The following is a 17,570-nucleotide window of genomic DNA, read 5'->3' as shown; positions in this document are numbered from 1 at the left end:
AATTTCTCGATTTCCTAGGTGGCCTTGCCATCGACTTTTACCGGAGTCAGGATGCGCTCGACGGCTTCGGAGTCTTCCGCGGCGCAGCGATTCCTGGTGGCCACATCCGCCAAATCGAGGCGATCAGCAGGCCCAGCACCAGGAGGTTTCGCACCAGGAGGGTGAAAGCAGCCCACGGCACGGCTGTAGTGACCCAGCCGTAATACCAGGGATAGATGATCTGGGTCAGGCCTGCCACCACAATGCCAACAAGCGCAATCCACCGGAACCAGCGACCATCCCAGAGCAAACCGATGATGATCACCGGGGCGAGCCAGGTAAAGAACTGTGGCGAACCGACCTTATTGACCACGATGAATGTCGCCACGAGCGCCAGCGTGAGGGAAGGGAAGAGCCGCGCGAGCCTCGTGCCCGCCCACTTCACCATTGCCGCATAGATCAGTAGACCTGCCATGACGATGAACATCAGCGGGGTGAGGATCTCGGCGATGAGTTGCGCGCCGGGGCCGGTGATCTGCGTGGTGAGAATTTCCGTGTCGAAGGCGACGTGATAGCCCTCGGCTCCGAGCGCCTGCAGCATCAGCAGGATGCTCGCCCCAAGCGATTCGACTTGGAGCCCGCGCCCAGTTTGCCCGCTCACGAAGCTCGCGAGATTTTCCAGCGACCAGCCGGGGATGAACAGGATGATCGGCAGCAACACCAGCGCGCAGGCAATCACCGCGCCAAGTACGAGCCGCCAGCGCTTGCGGAGCACAATGAACGCCGCCGCAAACGGTGCCGCGGGCCACACCTTGATCCACGCACCCAGGGTGAACGCAAAGCCCGCTCCGAGTGTGTACTCGCGCATCGCGAGCAGCCCAATGATCACGATCGGGACGGTGATCGCGTCAATCCGACCGATCCCGATCGGTCCCACCGCGAGCATGAATGCGAGCCAAAACCAGGCCGCCCACCGGCGCATCCCCGAACCAACAGCGGTGCGATTGCGGACGGTAAGCCACCACAACGCCACCAAGTTGAGTGCCAGCACGATGATGACCCACGCGGTGCCGTATCGATCGTGTCCTCCGAAAACATCCGCCAGCCACATCGGTACGAGCGCGGTGACCGGATAGATGAATGGTTCGTGGATGCCCGGAATCGACCCGGTAAAGGCGGCACTATCGAGCCAACCTCGATACACCTGCGTGACATCGTTCATCGGCCGAGAGCCGTGCCACGCCGATACCCAGCCGTAGAGGATGTGGACACCAATAAAGCCAAGCCAGATCAGCAGAATCTCGCGTTTGACGCTGAACCATTTTGGGCGCGTGAGTGAGCGGCGCCGCTGCGTGAGCGCGCTCACCCGGCGAGCACCGAAGCTATCACTGCCGGCATCGCCTCGGCAACGTGTGACGCGAGGATTGGTGCGCCGATTGGTTCGCGCCGGAATGATTTATCCGTGGCCAGCAGCTGGAATGGGTCGGGGTTATGGCCAGCATTTCGTTGCGAAGCGAGCCAGCCGGCCCGGCTGTGCAACCAGGCTGCGGCAGCGGCATCCGTGGCGTGGTCTGCAACCTCACCGCGCGCGTGTCGCGCAGCCAAGAGCGTCCCGAGAATGCCTGCGAGCACGTCGCCGGTACCGGCGGTGGCCAGCCAAGAATTCAATGCCGTAATCCGTAGCTGCGTCTCGCCCTGCACCACATGCGTCACGCGTCCTTTGAGCAGCACTGTGCAGCCGAGCTCTCGCGCGGCAAGACGAGCAGAAGCACCCGGGTCCGCTTCGATTTCTTGGCGCGAAAGCCGCGCGATCTCCAGCCTCTCGAGCAGGTTCGAAAGCTCTCCCGCATGCGGGGTGATGATGGTGTCGCGCTGACCCGGCTCCAAGAGCGTGAGCGCGCCCGCGTCGACCACCGTGGGGTACTTCGCTTTCGCCTTGCTGGGCATGAGTGAGCGACGTTCATCTTCGCGAATATCGGGCACGCCCGAACCGATGACGAGCGCATTGCAGCGACCCAAACCCCGAACCACCTCGGGACGGGTAGAAAGCACCAATTCGGCGACTTTCTCCGGCCCGGTGTAGCGAATCATTCCCGCGCCGGAGTGCCCAGCAGCCTGCGCGCTCAGTACCGCGGCCCCCGGATACATTTGCGAGCCGGTGGCGAGCATCACGACACCGCGGCTGTACTTGTCATCCTCCGGGCCCGGCGCGCGCACGGAACTGCGTAACTGCTGGACGGAAAGCTCCTGCCAGGATGCGTTCGTGTCTGTAGACATGTTCGTCACCCTATCGCCGCGCGGTTGCGTCGCGAACTTCACCGACAAGCTCTTCAATGACGTCTTCGAGGAAGAGCACCCCGACGGTCTGGCCGCTCTTGTCAATCACCCGAGTGAGGTGCTTGCCGGTTCGGCGCATCGATGCGAGAGCATCCTCAAGTTCCGTTCCGACATAGAGCGAGGTGAGCGGCCGGATGAGTTCGTCCGCCATTGGTTCGTCATAGTGCTCGTCATCGCCGCCGATGAGATCCTTGAGGTGGACGTACCCGACTGGGACGCCGTCACGGGCAATGACATAGCGAGAGAAGCCGTATTCCGCCACGGCCCGCTGCAGATCGTGCGGGGTTGCGTCGTGGTCGAGCAGATGGATGTTGTCAATGGGGACCGCAACTTCGCCCACCTTCTTGGAAGTGAACTCAAAGGTGTTCGAGAGTGTTCCGGCTTCATCGGTGAGCACCCCCTCACGCTTGGATTGCGCGACAATTCCCGCAACTTCATCGAAGGTGTAGGTACTTGTGGCCTCCGATTTGGGCGTCACACCGAACGCGCGCAGTGTCAGGTTCGCGATCTCATTCAAGAACCAAATAATCGGCTTAAAGATTCGGGCCACGAACACGAGCGGTGGCGCCAGGATGAGCACCGCCCGGTCCGGGATCGAGAATGCGATGTTCTTCGGCACCATTTCGCCCAATACGACGTGGAGATAGGTGACGACGAGCAGGGCGATCGTGAAGCCCAAAATGTTGACCCATTCGGGGCTCAAGCCCGTCCAGGCCAGCGGTCCTGAGACCAGGTGGTGAATCGCGGGTTCCGAGACGTTCAGGATGATCAGCGAACACACGGTGATGCCCAGCTGGGAGGTCGCCAGCATGAGGGTGGCGTGTTCCATCGCGAAGAGCGCGGTTTGCGCCGCTTTCGAACCGCGTTCTGCTCGCGGTTCGATCGAGCTGCGGCGGGCGGTGATAACGGCGAATTCTGCGGCGACGAAGAAGGCGTTGAGCGCCAGTAGTACGACAAGCCATACGAGGCCCATGACGTCTTGGTTCACGAACGGGCCCCCTTCTCATCATCCTGTCGTTCTCGGCGAACGCGTTCTTCACGCGTTTCGTAGGAGTCATTCGGGATGAATCGGATCCGGCTAATGCGTCGACCATCCATTTCTTCCACTGTCATCGTTCCCTCGTTGATGTCAATCTGTTCGCCGATCGTGGGAACTCGGGCAAGGGCGTGGACCATGAACCCGGCAACCGTTTCATAGGGACCGTCCTCATCAATTTCGATATTGAGGCGCTCGCGCAGTTCGTCGGGGCGCAGGAGGCCATCGAAGATGATCCGGTCGCGACTTCGGATGATTTCAGCATGAGCGAGGTCGTGTTCGTCGACTAGCTCACCGACGATCTCTTCCACGAGGTCTTCCAGGGTGACGATGCCGGCGGTGCCGCCATATTCATCCAACACAATCGCCATCTGGTAACCCTCACCGCGCAATTCGCCAAGCAGTGCATCCAACGCGATCGTCTCGGGGACCAACACGGCATCGGTCTTGATCGCACCGACCGGTACGGAGGCTCGACGATCGCGGGGCACCGCGACGGCGTATTTGAGGTGGGCGATACCGATTACGTCGTCAATGTCTTCATCAATTACCGGGAATCGTGAATAGCCGGTCGAGTGCGCGAGCTGAATGAGTTCCTCGACCGGAGCATCCGCACCAATCACCGCGACTCGAGGTCGGGGTGTCATGACCTCATCTGCGGTGTGCTCACTGAATCGAAGAGTTCGGTTGAGGAGCACCGCCTTATCGGTATCGAGCACACCGACCACCGCGCTGCGGCGGACGAGGCTCGAGAGCTCTTCAGCAGTGCGGGCTCCGGACAGTTCTTCCTTTGGCTCGATGCCCATACGCCGAATCAGCCAGTTGGCAGAGCCGTTCAAACCCGTGATCGCGGGACGAAACACCGCGGTGAAGGCATTCTGTGCCGGCACCACGAGCTTCGCGAGGGTGTCGGGAAGGGAGAGCGCAAAGTTCTTCGGGATGAGTTCGCCCACAACCATCGACAGCACGGTGGCAACGATCATTGCCACAACCGTGCCAACGCTGCTGACCCAGTCCTCCCCCACCCCGATCGCGAGCAGGGTGTCACCAAGGAGCGAGGAGATCGCGGGTTCCATCGTGTACCCGGTCAACAGAGTGGTGAGGGTGATGCCGAGCTGCGCGCTCGAGAGGTGAGTAGAGGTTTCTTTGAGTGCCGCAATCACCGGTCCGAGACGCTTTTCGCCTCGTGCCTGTCGCGCCTCAAGTTCGTGTCGGTCAAGGTTCACGAGCGTGAACTCGGTGGCAACGAAGATGCCAGTTCCAACACAGAGAAGAAAACCGACGGCCAGAAGTATCCAGTCCATAATTATGGCCGAGTCTAATGGAGTTCTGTCACCAAGAAACCGGGAGTGGCTTGCCTTCCTCGTATCCAGCCGCGGACTGCACGCCTACCTTCGCGCGCTCACTAAACTCAGCGAGGGTGGCGGCGCCCGCGTAGGTGAAGCTCGAACGCACTCCGGTGGTGATGATGTCGATCAGGTCATCCACGCTCGGCAGGTTCGGATCCATCAAGATCGTGGAATTGGAAATGCCCTCTGCGAACAGCATCTTCCGGGCTCGTTCATAGGCGTCGAGTTTGCCGAACCGGTCAGTAACCGCGCGAGTCGAGGCCATGCCGAAGGACTCTTTATAGAGCCTCCCCTCGGCATCCATTTTTACGGTGCCGGGTGCCTCGCAGGTACCGGCAAACCAGGAACCGATCATCACCGCGGTGCCGCCCGCAGCCAACGCGAGGGCGACATCGCGCGGATAGCGCACGCCACCGTCAGCCCACACCACGGCCCCGTGGTGCTGCGCAGTTTCGGCGCACTCGAGCACTGCAGAGAACTGTGGTCGGCCCACCGCCGTCATCATGCGCGTGGTGCACATAGCCCCCGGACCAACCCCGACCTTGACGATATTTGCGCCAGCACTGACGAGGTCCCTCGTGCCCGCACCGGAGACCACGTTTCCGGCTGCGATCGGCAAGCCGAGGTCCGCTTCACGCACCTTCGTAATTGCCCGCAGCATGCTTTCTTGGTGGCCGTGCGCGGTGTCGATGACGAGTGCATCGGCGCCCGCATCGCGGAGTTTCTCGGCCCGCCCCACAATGTCACCGTTGATGCCGAGTGCCGCAGCGACGCGCAGACGACCATCCTCACCAATATTCGGGCGATAAATCGTCGACCGTAGTGCATCCCGCTGCGAGAGCGCGCCCACAAGTTGGCCGTGATCCTCCACGGCGACGAGTTTGCCGGGAACCTCCTCGAGGAGATCGAACGCCGACCTCGGGTCCGCGAGTTCCTCGGCCCCAACCATCGGTGCCGAAAGGTGCCCCAGGTCGCCGAGACTCGCATCCTCTGGCAAACCGTCGAGACCGCTGGCTTCAAAGATCAGTTTCACCTCGCCACCCTCGCGGACGGCAATGGACTGACCCGAAATTGCGGGCACAATTTGCAGCACCTCGGCAATGGTTGCACTGGACTCGAATTCAAACGGCACCGACCAGACCGGATGCTGTGCTTTCACCCAGCGGATTCCGTCAGTGAGTTGTTCATCGCTGAGGTCTTGTGGCAGCACGGCAATTCCGCCTCGTCGTGCCATGGCGCTCGCCATGCGCGGCCCGGTGACCGAATTCATATTGCTCGCCACCAGCGGCAGCTGCATCCCGGTGGCGTCATTGGTTGCGAGATCAACGTTGAGTCGCGAGCCAACTTCAGACCTCGATGGGATGAGAAAAACATCCGAATAGGTCAGGTCATGTTGCGGCTCTTGTCCATAAAACTGCATGAGACAAGCCTAGGTGGGCAGAATGTCGTCCAGTGTCGGTAATCATTAGCGCGCGTTCAGCGACGGACACTATGAAGCACTATGCTAGCTGTTCGACAGTGCCGAAGTTTTTGACAACTTCTGGGCTAGCATCGACAAGCAGAAAAGGCGGCGATTCCCGAGTGTCGACCCCCACATCAGGTTTGGAAACCCCGAGCAACATGCCCAGTTACGGAGCCAATGACTGGCTCGTAGCGGAGATGTATGCGAAGTTCCAAGAAGACCGCGACAGCGTTGACGAGGCCTGGTGGCCGACGCTGGAACGATTTGACGCCGCGCTGAAGCAACAGCGAAACCACGATCCCCAAAAGTCTGAGGGCAAAAAATCAGCTACTGAGGTAACGAAGCCTGAGGAAAAGTCCGCCACCGCGGATGAAGCTGAGGGAGGCAAGAAGCAGGCGCGCACCACCGCGCGTCCCGCTCGTTCGCAGCCGATCCCCGCGGAAGCTCCCACGGAGAAGAAGGAGTCGACTCCCGAGCGCGAGGCCAAGGCTGAAGCACTCAAGGGCATGTCGAAGGCCATCGCCAAGAACATGGATATCTCACTCGAGATTCCAACGGCGACGAGCTACCGCGAGATTCCCGCGAAGCTCATGATCGACAACCGCATCGTGATCAACAATCACCTGCGCCGTACGCGCGGTGGCAAGATTTCGTTCACGCACATGCTTGGGTACGCGATCGTCCAGGCGCTCAAGATGTTCCCGAGCCAGAACGTCTACTACGACATCATCGACGGCAAGCCGACCATGGTCACCCCCGCCCATATCAATCTTGGTATCGCGATTGACGTGGCGAATAAGGATGGATCGCGCGGTCTGGTTGTTCCCAGCATCAAGCGCGCGGAAGAGATGAACTTCCGCGAGTTTGTGGATGCGTACGAGCAGCTCATCGCGAAGGGTCGCAACGGCACGCTCACCGCGGCAGACCACGCAGGCGCGACAATCTCGCTCACGAATCCCGGCGGAATCGGTACCGTACAGTCGGCACCGCGACTCACGAAGGGTCAGGGCGCGATTATTGGTGCCGGTGCGCTCGACTACCCCTCGGCGTTCCAGGGCATGGCGCAGGAAACCATCGACCAGATGGCGATCTCGAAGCGCATGACGGTTTCCTCCACCTATGACCACCGCGTGATCCAGGGTGCTGGCTCGGGTGAGTTCCTCAAGGTCGTCTCCGAGCTCCTTACCGGGGGCTACGACTTCTACGAAGAGATCTTCTCCTCGCTGCGCATCCCCTACCGTCCAATCAAGTGGTCGAAGGATGTGCACGTCGATATCGCTGCGGCGATCAACAAGACCGCACGCGTGCAGCAGGTCATCAATATGTACCGCGTGCGCGGTCACATGATGGCCGATATCGACCCGCTCGAGTACGTGCAGCGCACGCACCCCGACCTCGAGATCGAATCGCACGGACTCACCTTCTGGGACCTTGAGCGCGAATTCGTGACCGCCGGCTTCGGTACCAAGCGCATGATGAAGCTGCGCGATATCCTCGGTATCCTGCGTGACACCTACTGCCGCACGATCGGTATCGAGTACATGCACATCCAGGAGCCGGAGCAGCGCGCCTGGTTCCAGTCCGAACTTGAGCACCCGTACGTGCCACCCACGCACGAAGAGCAGCTGCGCATCCTGCAGAAACTCAACCAGGCTGAGGCCTTTGAGACCTTCCTGCAGACCAAGTACGTGGGCCAGAAGCGTTTCTCGCTCGAAGGCTCTGAGTCGGTCATCGCCTTGCTTGACCAGATTGCCCAGGATGCGGTCACCGCGGAATTGCGCGAGGTCGCCATCGGTATGGCGCACCGCGGCCGCCTCAATGTGCTCACGAACATTGCCGGAAAGACCTACAACCAGGTATTCCGCGAGTTCGAAGGTGCGAAGGCGGGGCGTGTTGCCGGTACCGGTGACGTGAAGTACCACCTCGGTATTGAGGGGACGTACACCTCACCCGAGGGTGACGAAATGCCGATTTACCTCGCCGCGAACCCCTCGCACCTGGAAGCGGTTGACGGCGTCCTCGAAGGTATCGTCCGCGGTAAGCAAGATCGCTTCGGCGAACACGACTACTCGGTGCTGCCCGTGCTGGTGCACGGTGATGCCGCGTTCTCGGGTCAGGGCATCGTCTTTGAAACACTGCAGATGTCACAGCTGCGCGCCTACCGTACCGGCGGCACGATCCACGTGATCATCAATAACCAGGTTGGTTTCACCACCACACCGCAAGACGGCCGCACCTCGATGTACGCATCCGATGTCGCCAAGGCCATTCAGGCACCCGTGCTGCACGTGAACGGTGACGACCCCGAGTCGGTCGCGCGCGTGGCACAGCTCGCCTTCAAGTACCGCCAGGAATTCAATAGCGATGTGGTTATCGACCTCGTGTCCTATCGCCGCCGCGGTCACAACGAGGGTGACGACGCGTCGATGACGCAGCCGCTCATGTTCGACCTCATCGAAGCGAAGCGTTCGGTTCGTCGCATCTACGCCGACAACCTCGTCGGCCGTGGCGACCTCACGAAGGATGAGTACGAGAACGCGCAGGCCGAGTTCCACAGTGAGCTTGAAAAGGCCTTTGCCGAGACGCACAACGCCCACACCGAGTCGATCACCGCGACAGAACTCTCCACGGTGGGCTCGCGTGAAGAGCAGATCGCCTCCGTTCCGGAGACCACCGGGGTCAGCCGCGAACTCATCGAGGCGATCGGCGACGCACACCAAAACGTTCCCGACGGCTTCACGGTGCACACCAAGCTCCAGCGCGTGCTCGATAGCCGCTACAAGATGACTCGCGAGGGCGGTATCGACTGGGCCTTCGGCGAGCTGCTCGCACTTGGAACGCTCCTCGTTGAGGGCACTCCGGTGCGGATGTCCGGCCAGGACTCCCGACGCGGAACGTTCACGCAGCGCCACGCGCTGCTGCACGACCGTCTTACTGATCAGAACTGGCTGCCGCTGCAGAACATCGATAACCGCCAGGCGCGTTTCTCGATCTATGACTCACTACTGAGCGAATATGCCGTACTCGGCTTCGAGTACGGCTACTCGGTGGAGCGCCCGGATGCGCTTGTGCTCTGGGAAGCCCAGTTCGGTGACTTCGTCAACGGCGCGCAGACCATCATTGATGAGTTCATCGCCTCGGGTGAGCAGAAGTGGGCGCAGCACTCGAGTGTGGTCATGCTGCTCCCCCACGGCTATGAAGGTCAGGGACCTGACCACTCCTCGGGTCGCATCGAACGCTTCCTGACGCTCGCGGCACAGGACAATATGAACATTGCCCAGCCCTCGACGCCCGCGAACTACTTCCACCTGCTGCGTCGCCAGGCCTATGCCCGTCCGCGTAAGCCGCTCGTGGTGTTCACGCCGAAGTCGATGCTTCGTCTGCGCGGTGCATCCTCTGATGTTGAGGACTTTACCTCGGGTCGGTTCCGTCCGGTACTCGACGACACCCGGATCACCGACGCATCCTCGGTGCGCCGCGTGCTGTTGCACTCGGGCAAGATCCACTACGAGTTGAAGCAGCAGCTGGAGAAGACCGGCGACACTTCGGTCGCGCTCGTTCGACTCGAGCAGTACTACCCGCTGCCGCTCGACGAGCTGCGCGAAGTCGTCGGGCGCTACCCGAACGCAGAGCTGATGTGGGTTCAGGAAGAGCCCTCGAACCAGGGCGCGTGGCCGTTCCTGCAGACTGCGCTCGTGCCCTTCCTCGATCGCCCGGTGATCCCCGCAACCCGCCCCGAGGCATCCGCACCTTCGGTCGGAACGCTCAAGGCGCACCAGGCGCAGCAGGCCGAGCTGCTCGGGCTCGCACTTAAGTAGTTCGGGCGTCTGAGGGGCGTCTGCCGCAGAGTGGTCGGCGCCCCACCCGCGCAGAGTGGTCAACGCTTGTTGTTATCCGCAGCGATAGCAACAACCAGTGACCACTCTGTCAAGGGTCACTCATACCCACCTCGCAGAGTGGTCAATACTTGGTGCTAACCGCAGCGATAGCAACAACCAGTGACCACTCTGCGGAGAGGTGGCAGGCGTCCGACGCTGCGGGGAGGCGGCGGAAGTCTTGCGCTGCGGCGGCTAGCGGCCCGCGGCTAGTGACTCGTGGCGCGGAGAGCGGAGCGGACGCGATCCTGCAGGTCGGCGGGTGCCGCCTCGCTATTGCACGTGCGGCGCACAACGTCAGTGATCACGGTGTGAATGTGGGCCTCGCTCGAGCAGTCCTGGCAGCCCTTGAGGTGTTCGTCGATCTCGGCTCGGTAATCGGCCGCGAGTTCGTCGCGGAGATAGTCTTCGAGCCCATTCTTGGCTTTATCGCAACCACAATCGCTCACTTGTCGTCCTCCTTCTCAACGCCGATTCCATACTCGGTCGCATAGTCACGCAACTTTTCGCGCAAGAGCTTGCGACCTCGATGAAGTCGACTCATGACCGTCCCCACCGGGGTGTCCATAATTTCTGCAATTTCTTTGTAGGCGAAGCCCTGCACATCGGCGAGCAGCACGGCCATCCGGAACTCATCTGCCAACTCGGCCAGCGCATCCTTCACGGCATCGGAAGGAAGGTTGTCGAGCGCCTCGGCCTCGGCAGACCGCGAAGACGAGTCCGCGGTATACGAGGACGCTCCCCCAAGCTGCCAATCCTCAAGCTCATCGAGCGCATTCGGGTACGGCTCGCGCTGCGCCTTGCGGTACTGGTTGATATAAAGATTCGTCTGGATGCGGTAGAGCCACGCGCGCAGGTTCGTCCCTTGGCGATACGACCGGAAGGACTGAAACGCCTTCGTGAAAGTCTCCTGCACAAGGTCTTGGGCATCGGCCTGATTGCGCGTCATGCGCATGGCGTGACCGTACAGCTGATCAAGAAGCGGCATTGCCTGTTCGTCGAACAGTTTGGCGAGCTCTTCATCGCTGTATTCCGCGTTGCGAGTGTCTGAAGCATTCATCAATTGAGAGTCTACGACGGGGCGGTCCATCAGTCCGACTGCCATTGATTCCTCCACTCCTCGCGTTGGGCCGGTAAGGTGTGTAACCGATGGAGATCTTCAATTATTCCGGGCCCGATTTCGACCTCTACGGCGATCAACAAGCCGATCCGCTCATCCTTGACGACGGTCCCTGGGCCGCGCCGCAAGCGGAAACACCACTCGACGTGGAAGTGGAAATACCCGGCTCGAAGTCGATCACGAACCGCGAGCTCGTGCTCTCGGCGCTCGCAGCGGAGCCTTCGACACTTCGACACCCGCTGCACGCCCGCGACTCGCAGCTCATGCGTGATGCGGTGAGCCAGCTCGGCGCCACGGTAACCGAGCAGGAAGGCTCTGGACGTTACGGCCCCAACTGGGAGATCTCCCCCGCCGAAGAACTCGAAGGCGGCGTCTCGATTGACTGCGGACTCGCGGGTAATGTGATGCGCTTCGTTCCGCCAATGGCCGCCCTCGCGCTCGGCCCGGTTGCCTTCGATGGCGACAAGGCGGCCCGCAATCGGCCGATGGCCGGCACGATCAACGCCCTGCGTGCCCTCGGCGTCAACGTCAACGACGATAAGCGCGGCAAGCTTCCTTTCTCGCTCTACGGAACCGGCGAGGTCGAAGGCGGAGAGCTCAAGATCGACGCATCCGGCTCGAGCCAGTTCGTCTCCGGATTGCTGCTCGCAGCCCCGCGGTTCAAGAAGGGCCTCACCTTCCACCACACGGGCGACACGCTTCCCTCGCTCCCACACATCGAGATGACGCTCGAGTCGCTCCGCAACCGCGGGGTGGATGCGCGCACCATCGATGAGCGCACCTGGCGGGTCGAACCAGGACCGATCTCCGGCATCGACCTCACGATCGAACCCGATCTTTCGAATGCTGCGCCGTTCATGCTCGCGACCGTGGTCGCCGGCGGTGAGCTGCGCATCCCGAACTGGCCCGCCGAGACTACCCAGGTCGGTGACCTGCTGCGGGAGATTCTGCCGCTGTTCGGTGCTGAGGTGTCGGTGGATGCGGATGGGCTACTCACCTGTCGCGTCGAGCAAGGCATCGTCCAGGGTGGTTCCTTCGAGGCCATCACGCTTGACTTCTCGGAGGCCGGCGGCGAGCTTGTGCCGAATATTGCCGCGGTCTGTGCTTTTGCTTCGAGCGAAAGCACCCTGACGGGAATCGGTCACCTGCGCGGCCACGAAACGGACCGGGTCACGGCGCTCGCGACGGAGCTCACCCGAATTGGTGCCGATGTGGATGAACTCGAGGAGGGTCTCGTGATTCGTCCCGGTGAGCTGCATGGCGCCGAATGGCAGTGCTACGCGGATCACCGCATGGCCACCTCCGGCGCACTCGTGGGGCTCGCGGTGGCGGACATCACCCTCGACGATGTGAAGAGCACTTCGAAGACGTTGCCGCAGTTTGTTGAGCTGTGGGAAGGGATGCTCGCGGGCGATACTTCCGCGCCGGTCGAGATTGATCCCGTGACGACTGGTTTTCTGACCACCGAGCTCTAGGCCGGACTGTGAGTTGGGAACGCACTGACGCGTACGACCAATACGGTGGTTGGAACGAAGACGATGTGCGCGTTCGTGCGAACCGTCGCGGCTCGCGCCCCCGCACGAAGCAGCGCCCCGATCATGAGGATGCGGTCGAGGGCTTCGTCCTGACGGTGGATCGCGGACGCTACCGAGTGCTCGTCGACGAGGGGCACAAGAAGCGCGAACGGACTGTGATCGCCGCGACCGCGCGGGAGTTGGGCCGCAAGTCGGTGGTGGTCGGCGATCGGGTATCACTCGTGGGCGATGTGACCGGGGATGCCGGCACGCTCGCGCGGATCGTGCGCATCGCCGAACGCGAAACGCTGCTTCGGCGATCGGCGGACGATTCCGATCGGATCGAGCGGATTATTGTGGCGAATGCCGACCAGCTGTGCGTGGTGGTGGCGGCCGCGCAACCGGAACCGCGCCCGCGGCTCATTGACCGCTATCTGGTGGCGGCCTACGACGCCGGAATCGAACCGATCGTCGTGATCACGAAGACGGACCTCGCTTCGGCCGCGCCGATCCGGCAGCTCGTCGCCTCACTCGATGTGCCCGTCTTCGAGTCGGCGCTAGGAGCGGAGGCGCTCGGGGTAGGTGCGACCGAGGCGGACGCGACCGAAGAGTCAGGGCCCTCCCCCGAGTTTCGCGAAATGCTGACCGGCCACACAACCGTCATGGTCGGCCATTCGGGTGTGGGCAAGTCCACGCTCGTGAATGCCCTTGTTCCCAAAGCGGGCCGCGCTACCGGTCACGTCAACGTGGTCACCGGACGTGGCCGACACACTTCCTCGTCCTCGGTCGCGCTGCGGGTCGAGGATGCGCAGGGTGCCGACGGGTGGATTATTGACACCCCCGGCGTGCGCTCCTTCGGGCTCGGCCACGTGAACTCGGATTCGGTGCTCAAGGCCTTTCCCGGTATCGCAGCTGTGGTCGCCGAATGCCCCCGCGGATGCACGCACCGGGAGGACTCGCCAGATTGCGAACTCGACGCAGCCATTAGCGATGGTCGGTTGGATGCGATCGGCGCTGCCCGAGTCACCTCGCTACGCCGTCTACTCACCTCGATGGACCCGGACGACTCGAGCAGCGCATCCGCCGCGGAGCAGCCGGAGGAATAGTCTGGCGCGTCAACCCCAAGCGAAGTCACCCTGAGGGGCCGTGTTCCCCCAGGGTGACTTCGAACGGACAGGCTGCCGTTGGCTATTCGCGCGGCAGTCCCGGTGGGTTCTTGAGCGATTCATCGATCGCTTCATCTTCGAGCGCCCAGCGATCGATGACCTCCTGGTAGGCGCCACTGGTGTAGGCCTCTTGCAACACCAGGTGCACCGGGTCGATCAGGCCATTGTCTTTCGCAGTTGCGGCACCGATATTGGCGGTCTCGGGCCAGCCACCGTTGAGCGTGCCGACCACTTCCGTGTCACCCGTGGATGCTGCGGCAAAAGCGAGCACCGCGTTTGGTGAAAGCAGCGCATCCACTCGGCCGGAACTGAGTGCGAGATTCGCGGCAGCGTTGTCTTCGAAGTACACGAATTCCACCGGTTCGAGGCCGTTTTCGACGTTCTCCGCATCCCAGGCCTGCAGTATGGCTTCCTGGTTGGTGCCGGAACCGACGACGATTTTGAGCCCGGCAACATCCTTAGCCTCGGTGATCGAATCAATTTCGGTGTTGTCAGCGGCGACCGCGAATCCGAGGACGTCCTCGCGGTAGGTGGCGAAGTCGAAGAGGTCCTTGCGTTCCTCCGTGACGGTGACGTTCGAGGTAATCAGGTCGTATTTGCCAGATTGCACGCCGAGCGGCCAGTCTGCCCAGGACACCGGCTGCAGGTTCAGCTCGAGTCCGAGACCATCGGCAATGAGCTGCGCGAAGTCGGCTTCACTGCCCAGGACGACGTTCGGGTCGTCTTCCGCAGCGAAGGCGAGCGGTGCCGTGTACACACTGATCGCGACCGTAAGCTGCCCTTCTGTAATCGGTTCGAAGCCGCTTTCCTCAAGCGCGTCAATGGCTTCCTGAACCGGTTCAAGGTGCGGGCGGGCGTCCACATTGCTCGAGCTGAGGTCGAAGCCCGAGGTATTGCTGGTTTCCGTGCCGGCCACGCTCGTCGGATTCGCGCAGGCGGCAAGTGCGAGTCCGGATATTGCCAAGAGCGGCAGGAGTTTCGCGAATGGGTTGCGAATGGTCATGGTGGTTCTCCTCAAGGGGGTGTGAAAAGCGTTTGCGTGGATAGTGTTGAAATGTGAAGGGATGGAAGCGCCGGACTCGAGGCGAGGCAGCCGCTCCTGTTAGGCGAGGAACCGACGAAGGAAGTCGCGTGTTCTCGCCTCGCGCGGATGCTCGAGCACCGCATCCGGGGTGCCCTGCTCGACGATTCGCCCGTCAGCCATGAATACGACGCGATCGGCGACGTCCCGGGCGAAACTGATCTCGTGGGTGACCACGATGAGCGTGCGTCCCTGTTCGGCGAGTGCGCGGATCACTCGGAGCACTTCGCCCACGAGTTCGGGATCGAGCGCCGAGGTGGGTTCGTCGAAGAGCATCACATCGGGGTCCAACATGAGCGCGCGGGCGATGGCGACCCGCTGCTGCTGACCTCCTGAGAGTTGGCGCGGATACCGATCCGCGAGTTCGCGAAGTCCCACTCGCTCAAGCAACTCGAGCGCTCGGCTGCGCGCCGCATCCTTCGATTTCAATCGCCGGGAGGTGACTGGAATCGTGACGTTCTCGATTGCGGTGAGGTGCGGAAAGAGATTGAACTGCTGGAACACCATCCCGACACGGAGCCGTCGATTGAGGACTTCGTGTTCGGGCAGTTCAACGAGATCATTGCCTCGCTCGGCGTAACCAATGAATTCGCCGTCAATGGTGATTTCACCCTGCTCGATCGGCTCAAGGTGGTTGATCGCGCGCAGCAGCGTCGACTTGCCAGACCCAGAGGGACCGAGGAACACCACCACTTCGCCGGGCTCGATGGTGAGATCGATGCCGTGCAACACCTCAACCTCGCCGAAAGATTTGTGGACGTCGCGCAGTTCGACGTGGCCGCGGGTGATTGTAGATGCGCTGGTACTGGTCATCGTTCGTGGCCTTTCGCGTAGTGGCGTTCGATGTAGTGCTGAATGACGTTGAGGAGGGTAGTGATGACCGCGTACCAGACCACGGTCACTAACAGCAGTGGGATCACGAGCTGGTTGCGGTTGTAGATCACCTGGGCGGTGTAGAAGAGTTCCGGGAGTGCGACGATGAACACCACCGAGGTGCCCTTCACGAGGCCAATGACCGAGTTGAAGGCGTTCGGCACGATGGACCTGAGCGCTTGCGGCAGCACGATGCGGAAGAAGCGTGTTCGGCGCGGGAGCCCGAGTGCACGGGCAGCTTCAACCTGACCTTGGTCGACCGAGAGTAGGCCGCCGCGTATGATTTCGGCCGAATATGCGGCTTCGTGCAGTGAGAGTCCGAGGATCGCGGCGGTGAACGCGGAGATGAGCGTGACGGTGTTGAACTCGAAGAGCCAGAAATCGGTCGTAAACGGGGTGCCGAAACCGAGGGTGGGCCAGAGGTAGCCCAGGTTGTACCAGACCACGAGCTGCACGACGAGCGGCACCGCGCGGAAGAACCAGATATAGCCGCTGGCGATGCTTTTCAGGATCGGCGATTCAGACATCCGCATCACGGCAAGAATTGCCCCGAGCAGGAAGCCGATTACTGCCGCGATTGCGGTCAGCAAGAGCGTCAGTATGAGCCCTTCCACGATCGCTTGCGACAGGAAGTACTCGGCGAACACATCCCAGCGCCAGTTCGGGTTCTTGACGAGCGAAACCGCAAACTGCGAAACGAGGAAGAGCACGATGAGCGCGACCGCCCAGCGACCCCAGTGTCGTCGTGGCAGGATGCGCCGGGTCGTTGAGTTGGTCGGCGCGGTTCCAGTTTGCGCTGTACCAGTCGGCGCAGTTCCAGTTTGCGCGGTTCCAGTTTGCGCGGCTCCAATTTGCGCTGTTCCAGTTTGCGCGGCGTCCGTTCTCGCCGCGCTTATTTGCGCCGCGGCAGTCTGCGCGTCGCCTGCCTGCGCAACGAGCTCTGCGAAATCGATCCCGAGTCGCTCCTGGCCTTCGGGCAACTCGGTACCGTCAATCCCCGCAACAAGCGCTTTGGTATAAGGATGCACGGTGGGCGCTCCCGGTTCATAGTGCGCGGTGTAGCCGCTGCGTTCATACAGCCGGTCGGCTTCCGGTTGACGCGGACCGGTGGTGAGGAAGACTTTCTCGTAGCCGACCCCACGCGCAACGTCTTCAAGCTCCACGAGCAGTCGGGATGCGAGCCCTTCACCACGTCGTTCCGGATGTGTCCAGATCTTCTTGAATTCGACGGTGTCCTCGGTGAGTGAACGTGCCGCGCCCGAGGCGATCGGTGCATCCCCATCGAAGAGGACGAGGAATACGCCACGTCGCTCGCGCTCGTAGGCTTCGAGTTCCCGGTAGACCTCGGCACGCGCATTGTGACCGTCGATATTCCCGTATCGGGTGTCGTACTCGCGAACGAGGTCTTCGAGCACGGACTGCACTCGAGGATCGCTCGGGCTCACGACCTCGAATCGTGTGCTGGTGTCGGTGGTGGTCACGGTGTCTCCTCCGGTCATAGGGCTTCGACCTGTAGGAGGCAATCTTGAGCGGCGCCCGGCCGCATCGCCACTGTGTGACGTCACGAAATCGCGCAGAACTTCACGGCACGAAATCTTGCGTCACATCAGCTCCGGGCTCTCGACAAGACACCGATTTCAATGCATGCGCAGTATCGATGCGTGGCAGTAGTAATGCCCGCGCGCAATGCATCGATGCTCGACACTCGACACTCGACGCTCGACGGGTCGCGCCATCACGTCATTCCGAACGCGACCCATCTCACTCCGGAAAACGAT

General features: G+C 61.7%; 13 protein-coding genes. 3 read left to right on the top strand and 10 right to left on the bottom strand.

Translation table 11 applies throughout. The features are described 5' to 3' along the window. Nucleotides 1-46 precede the first annotated feature (46 nt). The 5 genes from ACTHXA_RS00730 to ACTHXA_RS00710 are packed head-to-tail and all read right to left on the bottom strand — an operon-like array spanning nt 47 to nt 6,121. Complete coding sequence (locus ACTHXA_RS00730) at nt 47-1,345, bottom strand: glycosyltransferase 87 family protein (RefSeq protein ID WP_441668335.1); 1,299 nt, start codon at nt 1,343-1,345, stop codon at nt 47-49. After that, nucleotides 1,342-2,256 carry an ADP-dependent NAD(P)H-hydrate dehydratase gene (locus ACTHXA_RS00725; RefSeq protein WP_441668333.1) on the bottom strand — a complete coding sequence of 305 codons (915 nt, stop codon included), beginning with the start codon at nt 2,254-2,256 and terminating at the stop codon, nt 1,342-1,344. Before ACTHXA_RS00725 ends, ACTHXA_RS00730 begins: the two co-directional genes overlap by 4 nt. A 10-nt stretch (nt 2,257-2,266) precedes the next feature. After that, entirely contained in the window at nt 2,267-3,304 is a 1,038-nt protein-coding gene (locus ACTHXA_RS00720) for a hemolysin family protein (protein ID WP_441668331.1), read from the bottom strand. Continuing rightward, nucleotides 3,301-4,656 carry a hemolysin family protein gene (locus tag ACTHXA_RS00715; protein WP_441668329.1) on the bottom strand — a complete coding sequence of 452 codons (1,356 nt, stop codon included), beginning with the start codon at nt 4,654-4,656 and terminating at the stop codon, nt 3,301-3,303. Before ACTHXA_RS00715 ends, ACTHXA_RS00720 begins: the two co-directional genes overlap by 4 nt. A 28-nt stretch (nt 4,657-4,684) precedes the next feature. After that, complete coding sequence (locus ACTHXA_RS00710; protein WP_441668327.1) at nt 4,685-6,121, bottom strand: GuaB1 family IMP dehydrogenase-related protein; 1,437 nt, start codon at nt 6,119-6,121, stop codon at nt 4,685-4,687. A gap of 200 nt (nt 6,122-6,321) precedes the next feature. On the opposite strand from ACTHXA_RS00710, the gene ACTHXA_RS00705 reads away from it, so the two are divergent. Next, entirely contained in the window at nt 6,322-9,981 is a 3,660-nt protein-coding gene (locus tag ACTHXA_RS00705) for a multifunctional oxoglutarate decarboxylase/oxoglutarate dehydrogenase thiamine pyrophosphate-binding subunit/dihydrolipoyllysine-residue succinyltransferase subunit (protein ID WP_441668325.1), read from the top strand. Between the two features lie 266 nt (nt 9,982-10,247). On the opposite strand, the gene ACTHXA_RS00700 is transcribed toward ACTHXA_RS00705, so the two are convergent. After that, nucleotides 10,248-10,487: a zf-HC2 domain-containing protein gene (locus ACTHXA_RS00700; RefSeq protein WP_441668323.1), complete on the bottom strand. Its 240-nt coding sequence runs from the start codon at nt 10,485-10,487 to the stop codon at nt 10,248-10,250. Further along, nucleotides 10,484-11,098 (bottom strand): sigma-70 family RNA polymerase sigma factor, encoded by a 615-nt coding sequence (locus tag ACTHXA_RS00695; protein WP_441668321.1) that lies wholly within the window; start codon nt 11,096-11,098, stop codon nt 10,484-10,486. Before ACTHXA_RS00695 ends, ACTHXA_RS00700 begins: the two co-directional genes overlap by 4 nt. An 89-nt stretch (nt 11,099-11,187) precedes the next feature. Between ACTHXA_RS00695 and aroA the strand changes: the two genes are divergently transcribed. Both aroA and rsgA read left to right on the top strand, forming a co-directional pair. After that, nucleotides 11,188-12,633: a 3-phosphoshikimate 1-carboxyvinyltransferase gene (gene aroA / locus ACTHXA_RS00690; RefSeq protein ID WP_441668319.1), complete on the top strand. Its 1,446-nt coding sequence runs from the start codon at nt 11,188-11,190 to the stop codon at nt 12,631-12,633. An 8-nt stretch (nt 12,634-12,641) separates the two neighbouring features. Further along, nucleotides 12,642-13,778, top strand: coding sequence for a ribosome small subunit-dependent GTPase A (gene rsgA, locus ACTHXA_RS00685; protein ID WP_441668317.1), 1,137 nt, complete (start codon nt 12,642-12,644; stop codon nt 13,776-13,778). An 82-nt stretch (nt 13,779-13,860) separates the two neighbouring features. On the opposite strand, the gene ACTHXA_RS00680 is transcribed toward rsgA, so the two are convergent. From ACTHXA_RS00680 to ACTHXA_RS00670, 3 genes are all read right to left on the bottom strand, one after another. Further along, nucleotides 13,861-14,841, bottom strand: coding sequence for an ABC transporter substrate-binding protein (locus ACTHXA_RS00680; RefSeq protein WP_441668315.1), 981 nt, complete (start codon nt 14,839-14,841; stop codon nt 13,861-13,863). A gap of 99 nt (nt 14,842-14,940) precedes the next feature. Next, on the bottom strand, nt 14,941-15,732 hold the full coding sequence (locus ACTHXA_RS00675) for an amino acid ABC transporter ATP-binding protein (protein ID WP_441668313.1): 792 nt from the start codon (nt 15,730-15,732) through the stop codon (nt 14,941-14,943). After that, entirely contained in the window at nt 15,729-17,273 is a 1,545-nt protein-coding gene (locus tag ACTHXA_RS00670; protein ID WP_441668311.1) for an ABC transporter permease subunit, read from the bottom strand. Before ACTHXA_RS00670 ends, ACTHXA_RS00675 begins: the two co-directional genes overlap by 4 nt. Between the last annotated feature and the right edge of the window lie 297 nt (nt 17,274-17,570).

It is taken from the genome of Gulosibacter sp. (assembly GCF_052090685.1).
Lineage (GTDB): Bacteria > Actinomycetota > Actinomycetes > Actinomycetales > Microbacteriaceae > Gulosibacter.
The sequence above is the reverse complement of the archived record's forward strand: the minus strand, read 5'-3'. Positions and strand labels throughout refer to the sequence as shown.

What these genes read in the sequence shown, in the direction of transcription:
- ACTHXA_RS00680 (WP_441668315.1), bottom strand. Translation starts at nt 14,841, where the DNA reads ATGACCATTCGCAACCCATTCGCGAAACTCCTGCCGCTCTTGGCAATA.
- ACTHXA_RS00675 (WP_441668313.1), bottom strand. Translation starts at nt 15,732, where the DNA reads ATGACCAGTACCAGCGCATCTACAATCACCCGCGGCCACGTCGAACTG.
- aroA (WP_441668319.1), top strand. Translation starts at nt 11,188, where the DNA reads ATGGAGATCTTCAATTATTCCGGGCCCGATTTCGACCTCTACGGCGAT.
- ACTHXA_RS00695 (WP_441668321.1), bottom strand. Translation starts at nt 11,098, where the DNA reads ATGAATGCTTCAGACACTCGCAACGCGGAATACAGCGATGAAGAGCTC.
- ACTHXA_RS00705 (WP_441668325.1), top strand. Translation starts at nt 6,322, where the DNA reads ATGCCCAGTTACGGAGCCAATGACTGGCTCGTAGCGGAGATGTATGCG.
- ACTHXA_RS00710 (WP_441668327.1), bottom strand. Translation starts at nt 6,121, where the DNA reads ATGCAGTTTTATGGACAAGAGCCGCAACATGACCTGACCTATTCGGAT.
- ACTHXA_RS00715 (WP_441668329.1), bottom strand. Translation starts at nt 4,656, where the DNA reads ATGGACTGGATACTTCTGGCCGTCGGTTTTCTTCTCTGTGTTGGAACT.
- ACTHXA_RS00725 (WP_441668333.1), bottom strand. Translation starts at nt 2,256, where the DNA reads ATGTCTACAGACACGAACGCATCCTGGCAGGAGCTTTCCGTCCAGCAG.